The organism is Legionella donaldsonii (assembly GCF_900452385.1).
In the GTDB taxonomy this organism is placed as follows: Bacteria; Pseudomonadota; Gammaproteobacteria; order Legionellales; family Legionellaceae; genus Tatlockia; species Tatlockia donaldsonii.
The window spans coordinates 664,233-676,305 of sequence record NZ_UGOA01000001.1 but is presented as its reverse complement, the minus strand read 5'-3'; the positions used below and the strand labels follow the sequence as shown (position 1 = coordinate 676,305).

Below are 12,073 nucleotides of genomic sequence, written 5' to 3'. Positions count from 1 at the left end.
TTGAACAAAGTTGGTCTTATTCTTCTTTTCTGTGCTCAATGTTTACTATCAGCGTGCTCGCCGATTAAAACACCCGTTACTAATCAATACAAATTGGCAGCTTTCAGTAATAAGCAATTAGCCTCGAATGCTGCTCATCAATCTATTCTTGTTACTACTCCCGATGCCGTTGCCGGCTATCAAACGGAGCAAATGCTTTATATTCAGAAACCCTTTGAACTAAGTAGTTTCGCAAAGAATGCCTGGATTGATCCTCCAGCCGACATGCTGTTTCCACTGATTGTCCAAAGTTTACAACGTAGCGGTTATTTCTATGCAGTCGCTTCAACACCGCATTCTGAACAAACTGACTATCGCTTGGACACACAACTCATTGCGTTACAACAAAATTTTTTAAGAAAGCCCAGTGTATTAGATTTAGTTGTTAAAGTAACATTAACCCATGTGAGTGATAATCGAGTGGTCGCATCGAAAGTTATTAGTCAACAGGTCTGTTGCCCTATGGACACTCCCTACGGTGGTGTGATTGCCGCGAATCGAGCAACAGAAAATCTTACTGCTGAAATAGCCAATTTTGTTGTAAACCATGTAAGACAGGATAATAGCCATCGATAATTCAGCTCATAAGTAATAGAGACAATAGCGAAATAGACAAAACAATTGTACAATGAGCCGCCATTGCGGCGCTTTAACTATTAGTAAACTACGAATAAAAAAAAGGAGATAAGAGGATGAAAGCCAGATCGTTTTTAAAGATGGGACTTGTTGCAGCAAGCATTGTGCTGCTCGCATCCTGTTCGAAAACACCCGGTAGTGCTGACGGTGCAGGTATGAACGGGGGCGCGTCTGCCCATGGTCTGGGACAATTAGGCCGTTTTGCTGGTCAGGAGCCAGGTGAATCCTATACCACGCAGGCACCTCATAACCAACTTTATTTATTTTCTTATGACGACAGTAGTTTCAATCCCAAGTATATGGCTTCGCTCAACGCGCAATCTGAATACCTAAAAACACATCCAGGTGCACGTGTTCTGCTCGCAGGTCACACTGATGAACGTGGTAGCCGTGAATACAACGTCGCCTTAGGTGAGCGTCGTGCTAGTACAGTCGCTGATTTGATGAGAATGGCTGGTGTCAGTAGAAGTCAAATCCGTGTCGTCAGCTATGGTAAAGAGCGGCCTGCAAATTTTGGGCACGACGAAGCGTCTCATATGCAAAACCGTCGTGTTGAATTCACTTACGAGGCAACACGATGATTAAATCCCATCGACTTCTATTAAGTTTGTGCTTTTCTTGCCTTTTGCCGTTACAAGCATTGGCAGAAGCACCTGTAGTTGATGACAGCGAAAATTTTGCAATTCTTGATGAACAACAGGCCGCCATAGAGCAGCCTGTTGCCAAAGCTCAGCTTGAAAATATTGACAATGAGGAAGAAGTTGCTCTCGCAAAAGATACCCGTGACAGCAATGACGATAATGCCGGATTGTTGGATAAAGTTCAGGGTTTGCAACAGGAAGTCCAAGAGTTACGCGGTCAATTAGAAGTACAAGCCCATGATTTGAAATTATTACAACAACAACAATTAGCTTTTTATAAAGATTTAGATGCGCGTCTGCGTAATAATGGTCCTGTTAAGCCCGGCCAATCAGCCCAAGCAGAACAACCAAACCAACCAACCGAATTATCGCTTGGCTCGCAAGTAGCTACTCCCAATAAGGTGAGTGAAACACCGGTAAAGGCTATCCAAGAAAAACCAAGCTCGAAAATTGCTATAACTCCTGCTGCCACTCCTGCCCGAACAAATCCCGCTGATGAACAAATCAGCTACCTCGCGGCCTACGATCTGGTAAAAAACAAGCGCTTTGACGAGGCACTTACTGCGATGCAAGCCTTTGCAACACAATATCCCCAGGGTGGCTACACTGCAAATGCCCATTATTGGCTGGGTGAGCTTTATATGGTTAAAAATAATTATCCCAAAGCAATCGAGCATTTTGAAATCGTATTGCAGCAATTTCCCTCCTCAAGCAAAGCAGCTGCCAGCACGCTCAAAATTGGCTATGCACTTGCTGCCTCAGGTAAAACAGAGGACGCAAGAGTGCGTTTACAACAAGTACTAAAAAACTACCCTGATACCCCTACTGCGCAGTTGGCGATGAAGAAACTGGAGTTATTAGGCGTCTCATGAAGCAAGTTAGTACTCAATTACGCATTACAGAAATCTTTTATTCTTTGCAAGGTGAATCAGTTACCGTGGGATTACCCACGGTATTCATTCGACTCACAGGGTGTCCCCTTCGTTGCCAATATTGTGATACAGCCTATGCTTTTAGTGGTGGTGAGATGCAGAGTTTAACCTCTATCTTGGAAAAAGTGACTTCCTACAATTGTAAACAGGTTTGTGTAACCGGTGGAGAACCTTTGGCACAACCAGGTTGTATCGATTTATTGCGTCAACTTTGCGACGCGGGTTTTAATGTGTCGCTGGAAACCAGTGGGGCACGAGATATTGCTCAAGTTGATAAACGAGTCATGGTCATTATGGATTTGAAAACCCCCGGCTCCGGAGAAAGTAAAAAAAACTTATTTGCCAATTTAGCTCACTTAAAGCAAAGTGATCAAATCAAATTTGTATTGTGCAGCCGTGAGGATTACGACTGGGCTTGCCAAATTATAATTGAACACAACCTGTCAGAGCACGTACAAATTTTATTTTCACCCAGCTGGAATCAGTTAAACTCGACTCTTCTCGCTGACTGGATAGTAACAGACCGATTACCTGTGCGCTTTCAGCTGCAATTGCATAAAATTCTTTGGAATGATGCACCAGGCCACTAAATGTAAGGAGAGAGGCTATGCAATGGTTCGCCCAAGCACCTGCTAATATTGCCCTGATTAAATACATGGGTAAAAAAGACAATGAGAAAAACATACCGGATAATCCATCATTATCCTATACGCTAAACAACCTCTTAAGTAGTGTCGTACTTGAAAGTCATAGCGGAAAAAAAGATTTTTGGGAACCTTTAGATACCCCGGGCGCTACCCCCTTTGTTTTGTCCCCATTGGGACAACAACGCTTTCTAGATCATTTGGCGCGAGTGAAAGCTTATTTTGGTTATAAGGGTGCCTTTATTGTACGCTCAACCAATAATTTTCCACACAGTAGTGGCTTAGCCAGCTCTGCATCAAGTTTTGCAGCATTGACCAAATGTGCAGTACTTGCCTTAAGTGAACTTAGTAACAAGCCTTTGCTTTCTGTTGAGGAACAAGCACGATTAAGTCGTCTGGGTTCTGGTTCATCCTGCCGTTCTTTTTTCTCACCCTGGGCTCTTTGGGAAGAGGAAACTGTACAAGCAATTGATTTGCCTTATACCGATTTAATACATCAAGTGATTGTGATCAGTCACGATGAAAAGCCTGTGCCTTCCAGTGAAGCGCACGTTCGCGTGAAAAGTAGCAGCCATTACACAACGCGCTGTCAACGAGCAACAGAAAATTTAAAAGTTTTACGTCATGCGTTAGAAACTCAGGATTGGCCAAGTGCTTACCAAATTTGTTGGCGTGAGTTTCAGGATATGCATCAGTTATTTACCAGCTGCAAGCAACCTTTTTCGTATATAACAGAAAAATGCCAGGAAGCATTACGCAGCCTGCAAAACTTCTGGAACCATACCGGGGATGGTCCTATTGTTACGATGGATGCAGGGCCTAATATTCATTTACTCTATCGTCCAGATCAAAGCAAAATGGCACTGCAATTTCAACATGATCATTTAATTGGCAATTACGATGTCTTATGATTTTCAAACAACGACTTATGGTAAATGGATTTTAGCAGGAGAACATGCTGTTTTGCGTGGCCACGGTGCACTTGTTTTTCCTATTCAGGAAAAGAAACTGACCCTGAGTTACAACTCATCCAATTCTGAACTTAGCGCCGATTATGAAGGGAGCAGTGGTTCAGATATGCACTTGTTGTTTTGGTCTGTACTTGAACAAGGACAACAGCTCTTAGGTAAATCACTTAACAGCCTCTCCGGCCATTTTCATTTAGACAGTGATATACCCATTGGTGTAGGAATGGGGGCTTCAGCTGCACTTTGTGTCGCTGTAGCGCGCTGGTTTGAAGCACAACAGGTATTGAACACGCAATCCATTTATTCTTTTGCTAAAAACCTGGAAAATTTATTTCATGGTCAAAGTAGCGGCCTTGATATTGCTGGTGTTGCCACTGAGACTGGCGTTTATTTTCAACAAGGGCTATTAAAGCCTATTAAACAGGCTTGGCATCCACACTGGTTCTTATCCTCTTGCGGACAGATTGGCATCACTTCTCATTGCATCAACCAAGTACGGGATTTGTGGCAAGAGGATGCCGCTTGCGCTGCACAAATTGACAATAAGATGAATGCCAGTGTTGTAAAAGCACAACTAGCCCTGGAGCAAAGCGGACCCAACGCCCTGGAAGACCTGGTGCAAGCTATACAACAAAGTGCCGATTGTTTTCGGCAATGGGGGCTTGTCAGTGAAACCTTACAACAACATATGCAGATGTTACTTGACTTAGGCGCCCTGGCTGTTAAACCAACTGGCTCGGGAGGCGGGGGTTATGTAGTAAGCTTATGGGATAAATTACCACCCATTGTGCCGACAGAATTAATTGCTGTTTAACCTTGCAAATCTATTTCCTCATCCTTCAAAAGAGAGGGATGGGATCTAACGCATCTTGAAGAACGGGCCCTTAATCCACAAACTGATAATAAACTTCGTTATTCTTAACCATCCCTAATTCAGAACGTGCCTGCTCCTCAAGAGCCTGATCACCGCTTTTTAACTCAAGAATATCTGCTTCAATAGCACGATTACGCGCGGCAAGCTTCTCATTTTCCTGCTCTTGGATAGCTAATTTTTTTTCTAAATTAATCCATTGCGATACGCTGCCATCACCCAACCATAATTTATATTGCAGGCCGATTAACGCCAATATCAAAATAATAATGATAGATCGCATAGATTAACCAAAGAGAATTGTTTCTTTCCATTATTATATACCGGGCACGATTCGTTTTGCGAACTCTATCGTGCATACTCTATTAGAACTTCTTCGGAAACTCCAGAACGACAAGGCGCTGTGAACGTAACCCAAGCGTATCAAACCCCTCGGGTTACCCAATTGGCCGCTTCAAGCTCGAACTAAAACAGCTTTTCCAGCATACGGGAGAGCAGCCAACTCATTAATCCTTAGTAATTGATTGTATTTGGCGATTCGATCTGTACGGCATAAAGAACCTGTCTTAATTTGACCACAACCGGTTGCAACAGCCAAATCAGCAATAAAAACATCTTCTGTCTCGCCTGAACGATGTGACATTACACAGCGATAACCATTTGTCTGTGCCAAACGAATAGCCTGTCTGGTTTCGGTTAAAGTTCCAATTTGATTGGGTTTAATCAATATAGCATTTGCCATTTTTTGGCTTATACCTTCTTGTAAAATACGGGTATTCGTTACGAATAAATCATCACCGACTAATTGTATCCGCTCCTTTAAATCAGCAGTCAATTGCTGCCAACCCTGCCAATCATTTTCATCTAAACCATCTTCGATGCTGACAATTGGGTAATTGGTTGCCAATTCACGATAATAAGCGATCATTTGCTCGCTACTAAGTATTTTGTTTTCAGAAGCCAGATGATATTGACCATCATGAAATAATTCAGAGGCTGCTACATCAAGAGCAAAAACAATGTCCCGCTTTAATTGGTAACCTGTCTGTTCGACTGCTTGCGCTAAGATATCAAGAGCCTGACGATTTGATTTAAGATCCGGTGCAAAACCACCTTCGTCACCAACCGCTGTATTTAATCCCTGCTTTTTCAATACAGACTTCAAGACGTGAAAAATTTCTGTCCCCATCTTCAGCGCTGTCGCAAAATCTGGCGCCCCTACAGGCATCAGCATGAATTCTTGAATATCAACATTATTATCCGCATGTGCCCCACCATTTAACACATTCATCATAGGTACAGGCATGGTCATCGCTTCGCCTTGATTGAGCGAAATAAATAAAGGTTGTTTACTCGCATTAGCATAAGCTCTTGCACAGGCTAAAGAAACAGCCAAAATTGCATTGGCACCCAACCGGGATTTATTATCCGTCCCATCCAATTCACAAAGCCGTTTATCAATTGACTCTTGTTCTTTGACCGAAACACCCTTTAAAGCCTGGTTAATCTCATGATTAATATAGCCCACTGCCCGAGAAACGCCTTTACCCGCATAACGAGTAGTGTCTTGGTCACGAAGCTCACAGGCTTCACGACTACCGGTTGAGGCTCCAGAAGGAACACTTGCTCGTCCACATACGCCACTTGTCAAAAACACATCGGCTTCAACAGTAGGATTTCCACGTGAATCAAGAATTTCACGCCCTTTAATACTGGCTATTTGCATTTTTTATCCTCAAGACACTCTACCAACCTTGTTGGTAGAGTAATATTTAGAAAGGAGCTATTGTTTTGCTATCGAGAAGTGTTGTCAAGGTAATAGCTCCCGAAGAGACAAAAACCCTCTCGTTATTCTTTGTTAATACCGGAAGACTCTTTTTGTACAATGCGGACCTTAATGTATAAAGTAGAATTTTGTGTATATTGGTTTCCAGCACGAATCACTATTGTATTGGAATCCGCAGGTGCATCCCCCTCTGCGCTTGCCAAAGGCACCCACTGATTTAGAGGCACCATGACCGTTGTATTAACCTGCTGTTCATCAAATTGCTGATTGACGACTTGATTATCTTGTTCGCGAACACGGCGGACGGTTAATTTTACCCTCTGCCCCTGCAGCACAGGTTCTACTAGCAAACCATTTTGTACTAAACGGCGATCATAAGAAACACCTGTTCCCCAGAAACCGATACCCACAGAACTGAGTACAGGTTGATCTTCACCTGTACTTACAAAAGCTGACTCACCATTCATAACTGTGACCGATTGACGACGGCGTTGCTGGCTCTGAGAAGACGTACTGATAACCATATCATTATCGTTCTGCTGGTTAAGCCAATCTGGATCACCTTGAAAAACGGTGATTTCAAAAGTTACTGGTGGTTGATCAAGTTTGTGCAATACCGTACGTAATTGAGTTAAGGTTTGCGGTGTGACTTTTACCACCAGGGTCTGACCAGAACCGGTGATTTGTTCACCGTCTTGGAGTAGGGGTTGAACTAAGCGGATGACGTTATCGGCATTTTGGTAATTTAATTCAATGACTTTCGTGATCATTTGATCAGCCCAAACATTCATTGCCAAAAACAACAAACCAACAAACCATTTTTTCATGGCAACACTCCTTGTTAGCCGATTTTCATCTTAACTACCAGACTTCTTTGGAAACTCGCTGCAGAGCGCGCTGTGCAAGGAAACAGGGAGAACAGAACCGGAGGGTACGCGTAACGATCACAGTACCGGCAAAGCAATTCTCCTCTATAGTAGAGTTTCCGAAGAAGTCTACTTTCAAGTGTAGCAGACTAACACTTGTAGGCTAAATTTTTAAAAAAAATAATTTGAACAATAAGTTAGGAAACGTCTTTCGGAACACACTGCATTGAGAGCGCAGCAAGGAGAAACGGCGCGCAGAACCGCAGTGTACACGCCAATACCTGAGAATTCGAACATTGTAGGGGTAACGCCATGCTCCAAGGCAGTTAGCGTTTCAAGAGAAGTCTCTCTTTTCAGGTTATTTTGCTGATTTTACTTCCTGACATCAGGATAGGTTATGTAAAACAATTGTTTTGTTCCTGTAAAAGTTTAGTTATAATCGCCCTAATCTTTTTCAAAGACTCATACTTTATGGGTAGCATATTTAACATGTTCGGGCCCTCACCTATCAGGCCTATTGAACAACACATGCGTAAAACACATCAATGTGCAAAACAGCTCTATCCTTTTTTTGAGGCCGTTTTGCAACAAGATTGGGAAACAGCTAACGCTATCAAAGAAAAGATAGCCAGCATTGAAAAAGAAGCGGATGGAATTAAACGAGATTTGCGCTTGCATCTGCCAACTGGTTTGTTTCTACCAGTCTCGCGTACAGATTTACTTGAATTGCTTAGCGCCCAGGATCGTATAGCCAATAAAGCAGAAGATATTGCCGGACTCATTACCAGCCGCCAAATGGTTATCCCTGAGGCATTAACTGCTGTCTTTATGCCCTTTTTGAATCGTTGCCTGGATGCTTCCAAACAAGCTTGTAAAGCGATTAATGAACTTGATGAACTGCTCGAAAGCGGCTTTCGTGGAAGCGAAGTGAAAATCGTTGAAGAAATGATTGTCACACTAGATGAAATTGAACATGATAGTGACGACAAGCTTGCTGATATCAGACATCGTATTTTTGAGCTGGAAAAGGATTTACCCGCAATTGAAGTAGTTTTTCTCTACAAACTGGTCCAATGGATTGGTGACTTGGCTGATCATGCCCAAACGGTGGGTGGTCGGCTACAAATTCTTATTGCTCGGTAGTAATTCCTATGGATTATCCTTTTATTCTGCTTCTCGTTGCCATCGCTTTCTGTTTTTTCATGACTTGGGGAGTTGGCGCAAACGATCTGGCCAATGTAATGAGCACAACGATGGGCTCCAAAGCCGTCACTGTTCGGCAGGCAATGATTATTGCCATTGTATTTGAGTTTGCCGGCGCCTTCCTTGGTGGCAGCGGCGTAACAGAAACCATGCGGGACGGCATTATTACTAGCAGCCAGCTATCAAACCAACCCTTAATTCTGATTGAGGGGATGTTAGGTGTTTTACTAGCCTGTACTGTGTGGATGAATCTTGCAAGTTATCTCGGTGTTCCTGTCTCCATTACAAATGCGCTTGTGGGTTCTATGGTTGGCTTCGGTTCTGTCGTTTTAGGTCCAGACTCGATTCAGTGGCGTCAGGTTTATCATATTGCCATTGGCTGGGTAACTTCCCCTTTGATTGCCGGATTTACTGCCTACGTGCTTTTTATTAGTATCCAACAGGCCATCTTTGTAAAAAGCGACCCCCTCGAAAAAGCAAAATGGTATGTGCCTATTTATCTTTTCATCGTCGGATCGGTTCTGTCTTTTATTACTGTTTTTAAGGGATTAAATCATTTCGATATCCACCTTAATTTAAAGCAAGATTTAGCTGTTACCCTTGCAACCAGTATTACCATCACCATCATTGGTATGCTCTTTATAAAACGAATCCCTGAAATGCCCCGAATTAGGCGACGTGAACGTTTTCTTCAAGTGGAGAAGTATTTTGCTGTACTTATGGCCTTGACTGCTTGTGCAATGGTTTTCGCGCATGGTTCCAATGATGTTGCCTTGGCTGTAGGTCCATTGAGTATTATTTATACTCTTGTTATGCACGCTGATCAGCCTGTGAGTGCTGCTAATTATCCCGCCTGGATTATCTTGCTTGGTTGTGCAGGCGTAGTCATTGGTTTTCTAATGTATGGTAGAAAAGTAATTGAAACGGTAGGTAGTGCAATTACTGCTTTAACACCAAGCCGTGCTTTCGCGGCTACTCTGGCTGCGGCAACCACAGTAGTCGTTGCAACCAGTACTGGTATCCCCGTTTCAGCTACACAAACCTTGGTTGGCGCAGTACTTGGAGTTGGATTAGCACGCGGTATCGGCGCGTTAAACCTCATCGTAATTCGTAATATTTTTATGTCTTGGGTATTAACATTACCGGCAGCCTCGTTACTGACCATTATGGCTTATAAGGCCTTACATGCTTTGATAGGAATGTGAATCACAGTCAAGCTGATTGCTATGAACTTTCCGCAATTCTGCCAGTCTCAAATCAGTCAGTGACAATTGTAATTCAACAGGCTTTAAAGCCACTACCTCATCAATAGTCATTAAGCCTTCACGCAATGCAGATAATCCATTAGGGGTAAGTAAAAATTCCAGGTGGGAAGGCGGTAACAGAACCAGCTGTTCAATGGAAATTAATTGCTCCCGCAAGGCCTGTAAGCCATGCTCTGAAAATAACCATTGCAGATGCGAGAACTCGAGCAATACAATATCTTCGAAAGCAATTAACTTCTCGATAAATAAGGCAGTAAATCCTCCCTTCGTGCAGATAAACTTAAAAAAATCCTCTGGGACAATCTCCAAGTCTACCTTGTTAATAATCCCCTCTAAAAAAAGAGCCAAACCATAATTGGAGAACAGGTATTTAGCCAATTTTTCATCGACTTCATTGGGAAGCTCTTTTAATCCCTGGCGCTCTTCTTGAGATAACGACCATACTTTATGGAGGCGTTCGGCAAGCCCCAAACTCACGCTCTCATTGAAAACAAACTCCCTTAGTTCCGGACATAGTTCTTCGATTCTTTGTTTAAAATTCTCAAAAGAAGAGGCACCGGCCTCTTTCCATGTCTTTGCCGATAGACTTATCCGCTGCCAATCCTTACAGACAGAAAATACTGTCAGAAGATCTTTGCGCGGTAACCAATTGAATAGAGTTAAGGTAATTTCTTCAGGGAGTGGCATTAAACTGCATTAATGATTGAGTTTGTTCAACCATACTTCTTTTTTAAAGAAAGATGCATGGGTAAATTTACCCATAGCAATTCTAGAAATCTCTCCCTCCCCGGTCGAAGGGACATTCAAAGAGAGAGAGAGAATACATTCGTCTAATTCTGGCAAGAGTAATGAAATTCATGGGAACGTTTGTGAGAACATACCCACCGATCTTAGAATCCTCCCCAAATTTCATCATCCTTCTCATCTCGTTTGGCATTATCACGCAAATAGGCAATACGCTGATGCTTTTTGATTTCTTTGAGCTGGGAGGTGGATTTTTTATGTTGCGCATCAAATTCAAAAAGGAATTTGTCGTAAGGGCTTACGTAAGCTTTATCAATATCATTCTGGCTCATGATTAGTCCTGGATAGCATATAATAAATAACAGATGGCTAATTTTATCGGTTTTTACACTAAGTTGCCATTAATCATTAGACTTCATTCGAAATTCGCTGAATTTCAATAAAGTCTATTATAGCAATGGGAAGGAACAACCATGAGCATAAAAAAAGCCGAGCTGCACTCACATTTGGAAGGAACGATTACCCCAACTCTTGCCCAAAAACTCGCCAAGCGCAATAAGCTGCCGCTTCCGCAAACGCTACTTGCCTGCGATGGAAAAGGCTATAGTTACCATGATTTTCTCGATTTTTTAAAAGCTTACGATGCGATTGCTGCACTGATTAAAACACCAAGAGACTATTATGATATTACTTTTGATTATCTGAAATCCAACGCTTTAGAAAATACTGTTTATATAGAAATGATGTATTCTCCTGATCATGCTGAGCAAGCCAGTGGCATTCCCTCATCCGAACATTTGCAGGCGATACAACAGGCCATTGATGATGCCGAAAATCAATTTAATATTATAGGCAGGATCATCATAACCGCAGTAAGGCATTTTGGAGCAGACGCTGCGATCCGCGTCGCAAAACAAGCAATTAAAGAGCAAGTTCCTTGTATTGTGGGGCTTGGTCTTGGTGGGGATGAAATTCATTTTCCCCCTAAATTATTCAAGAAAGCCTACCAAATCGCTGCGGAAGCGGGGCTTCATTGTACGGTACATGCAGGTGAATTTGCTCCAGCAAGTGGCATGCTTGAAGCAATGGAGTATTTGCCAATCGAGCGCATCGGTCATGGTATACAGGCAATTCATTCCGCAGAAACCATTGCCCAATTGAAAGATCGTAATATCGCACTGGAAGTTTGTCCTTCCAGCAACGTGGCTCTTGGCCTTTTTAAAGACTTGGTGAGTCATCCCCTGCCCCACCTAATGGAAGCCGGTATTAAAATCAGCCTCGGCTCAGATGATCCTCCTTTTTTTCGCACTAATTTAGCGAAAGAGTATCAACGAGTACAACAAACCTATCATTACTCTGACAATCAAATGAAAATGTTTACACTCAATGCCATTGATTCAGCTTTTGCAGATGAGGTAACAAAATTGAAATTAAGAAAATTATTGACTGGCGATGAACAATCCTAGTCATTTATTTCA

At 42.6% G+C, this 12,073-nt stretch carries 14 protein-coding genes; 9 read left to right on the top strand and 5 right to left on the bottom strand.

Annotated features, from left to right (window positions below):
- The 6 genes from DYC89_RS03185 to DYC89_RS03160 all read left to right on the top strand — a co-directional run bounded on the left by DYC89_RS03185 (position 1) and on the right by DYC89_RS03160 (position 4,674).
- Positions 1-615, top strand: coding sequence for an ABC-type transport auxiliary lipoprotein family protein (locus DYC89_RS03185; RefSeq protein ID WP_115220465.1), 615 nt, complete (start codon positions 1-3; stop codon positions 613-615).
- A gap of 116 nt (positions 616-731) precedes the next feature.
- Positions 732-1,256 carry a peptidoglycan-associated lipoprotein Pal gene (gene pal, locus DYC89_RS03180; RefSeq protein ID WP_115220464.1) on the top strand — a complete coding sequence of 175 codons (525 nt, stop codon included), beginning with the start codon at positions 732-734 and terminating at the stop codon, positions 1,254-1,256.
- Positions 1,253-2,188, top strand: a complete 936-nt coding sequence (ybgF, locus tag DYC89_RS03175) for a tol-pal system protein YbgF (RefSeq protein ID WP_115220463.1) — start codon at positions 1,253-1,255, stop codon at positions 2,186-2,188. Before pal ends, ybgF begins: the two co-directional genes overlap by 4 nt.
- Complete coding sequence (gene queE, locus DYC89_RS03170) at positions 2,185-2,838, top strand: 7-carboxy-7-deazaguanine synthase QueE (RefSeq protein ID WP_115220462.1); 654 nt, start codon at positions 2,185-2,187, stop codon at positions 2,836-2,838. The genes ybgF and queE overlap by 4 nt, the downstream gene beginning before the upstream one ends.
- Before the next feature lie 17 nt (positions 2,839-2,855).
- Positions 2,856-3,803, top strand: coding sequence for a diphosphomevalonate decarboxylase (locus DYC89_RS03165; RefSeq protein WP_115220461.1), 948 nt, complete (start codon positions 2,856-2,858; stop codon positions 3,801-3,803).
- Complete coding sequence (locus DYC89_RS03160; protein WP_115220460.1) at positions 3,793-4,674, top strand: mevalonate kinase family protein; 882 nt, start codon at positions 3,793-3,795, stop codon at positions 4,672-4,674. The genes DYC89_RS03165 and DYC89_RS03160 overlap by 11 nt, the downstream gene beginning before the upstream one ends.
- Before the next feature lie 70 nt (positions 4,675-4,744).
- Here the strand turns inward: DYC89_RS03160 and ftsB are convergent, their stop codons facing one another.
- The 3 genes from ftsB to DYC89_RS03145 form a co-directional block, all read right to left on the bottom strand.
- Positions 4,745-5,014 (bottom strand): cell division protein FtsB, encoded by a 270-nt coding sequence (ftsB, locus tag DYC89_RS03155; RefSeq protein ID WP_058447504.1) that lies wholly within the window; start codon positions 5,012-5,014, stop codon positions 4,745-4,747.
- 171 nt (positions 5,015-5,185) lie between these two features.
- The gene (gene eno / locus DYC89_RS03150; protein ID WP_115220459.1) at positions 5,186-6,457 is read right to left on the bottom strand and encodes a phosphopyruvate hydratase; all 1,272 of its coding nucleotides are present in this window, start codon (positions 6,455-6,457) and stop codon (positions 5,186-5,188) included.
- Positions 6,458-6,579: 122 nt separating this feature from the next.
- Complete coding sequence (locus DYC89_RS03145) at positions 6,580-7,344, bottom strand: type II/III secretion system protein (protein WP_115220458.1); 765 nt, start codon at positions 7,342-7,344, stop codon at positions 6,580-6,582.
- Positions 7,345-7,854: 510 nt separating this feature from the next.
- On the opposite strand from DYC89_RS03145, the gene DYC89_RS03140 reads away from it, so the two are divergent.
- Together DYC89_RS03140 and DYC89_RS03135 are read left to right on the top strand one after the other, a co-directional pair.
- Complete coding sequence (locus DYC89_RS03140) at positions 7,855-8,526, top strand: TIGR00153 family protein (protein WP_115220457.1); 672 nt, start codon at positions 7,855-7,857, stop codon at positions 8,524-8,526.
- An 8-nt stretch (positions 8,527-8,534) separates the two neighbouring features.
- Positions 8,535-9,791, top strand: a complete 1,257-nt coding sequence (locus DYC89_RS03135; RefSeq protein ID WP_115220456.1) for an inorganic phosphate transporter — start codon at positions 8,535-8,537, stop codon at positions 9,789-9,791.
- Here the strand turns inward: DYC89_RS03135 and DYC89_RS03130 are convergent.
- Both DYC89_RS03130 and DYC89_RS03125 read right to left on the bottom strand, forming a co-directional pair.
- Positions 9,768-10,538 carry an F-box-like domain-containing protein gene (locus DYC89_RS03130; RefSeq protein ID WP_115220455.1) on the bottom strand — a complete coding sequence of 257 codons (771 nt, stop codon included), beginning with the start codon at positions 10,536-10,538 and terminating at the stop codon, positions 9,768-9,770. The genes DYC89_RS03135 and DYC89_RS03130 overlap by 24 nt on opposite strands.
- A 203-nt stretch (positions 10,539-10,741) precedes the next feature.
- The gene (locus DYC89_RS03125) at positions 10,742-10,927 is read right to left on the bottom strand and encodes a CBU_0585 family protein (protein ID WP_058447510.1); all 186 of its coding nucleotides are present in this window, start codon (positions 10,925-10,927) and stop codon (positions 10,742-10,744) included.
- Positions 10,928-11,068: 141 nt separating this feature from the next.
- Between DYC89_RS03125 and DYC89_RS03120 the strand changes: the two genes are divergently transcribed.
- Positions 11,069-12,061, top strand: coding sequence for an adenosine deaminase (locus DYC89_RS03120; RefSeq protein ID WP_115220454.1), 993 nt, complete (start codon positions 11,069-11,071; stop codon positions 12,059-12,061).
- The last annotated feature ends 12 nt before the right edge of the window (positions 12,062-12,073 follow it).

What these genes read in the sequence shown, in the direction of transcription:
- pal (WP_115220464.1), top strand. Translation starts at nt 732, where the DNA reads ATGAAAGCCAGATCGTTTTTAAAGATGGGACTTGTTGCAGCAAGCATT.
- ybgF (WP_115220463.1), top strand. Translation starts at nt 1,253, where the DNA reads ATGATTAAATCCCATCGACTTCTATTAAGTTTGTGCTTTTCTTGCCTT.
- queE (WP_115220462.1), top strand. Translation starts at nt 2,185, where the DNA reads ATGAAGCAAGTTAGTACTCAATTACGCATTACAGAAATCTTTTATTCT.
- DYC89_RS03165 (WP_115220461.1), top strand. Translation starts at nt 2,856, where the DNA reads ATGCAATGGTTCGCCCAAGCACCTGCTAATATTGCCCTGATTAAATAC.
- DYC89_RS03160 (WP_115220460.1), top strand. Translation starts at nt 3,793, where the DNA reads ATGTCTTATGATTTTCAAACAACGACTTATGGTAAATGGATTTTAGCA.
- ftsB (WP_058447504.1), bottom strand. Translation starts at nt 5,014, where the DNA reads ATGCGATCTATCATTATTATTTTGATATTGGCGTTAATCGGCCTGCAA.
- eno (WP_115220459.1), bottom strand. Translation starts at nt 6,457, where the DNA reads ATGCAAATAGCCAGTATTAAAGGGCGTGAAATTCTTGATTCACGTGGA.
- DYC89_RS03145 (WP_115220458.1), bottom strand. Translation starts at nt 7,344, where the DNA reads ATGAAAAAATGGTTTGTTGGTTTGTTGTTTTTGGCAATGAATGTTTGG.
- DYC89_RS03140 (WP_115220457.1), top strand. Translation starts at nt 7,855, where the DNA reads ATGGGTAGCATATTTAACATGTTCGGGCCCTCACCTATCAGGCCTATT.
- DYC89_RS03135 (WP_115220456.1), top strand. Translation starts at nt 8,535, where the DNA reads ATGGATTATCCTTTTATTCTGCTTCTCGTTGCCATCGCTTTCTGTTTT.
- DYC89_RS03130 (WP_115220455.1), bottom strand. Translation starts at nt 10,538, where the DNA reads ATGCCACTCCCTGAAGAAATTACCTTAACTCTATTCAATTGGTTACCG.
- DYC89_RS03125 (WP_058447510.1), bottom strand. Translation starts at nt 10,927, where the DNA reads ATGAGCCAGAATGATATTGATAAAGCTTACGTAAGCCCTTACGACAAA.
- DYC89_RS03120 (WP_115220454.1), top strand. Translation starts at nt 11,069, where the DNA reads ATGAGCATAAAAAAAGCCGAGCTGCACTCACATTTGGAAGGAACGATT.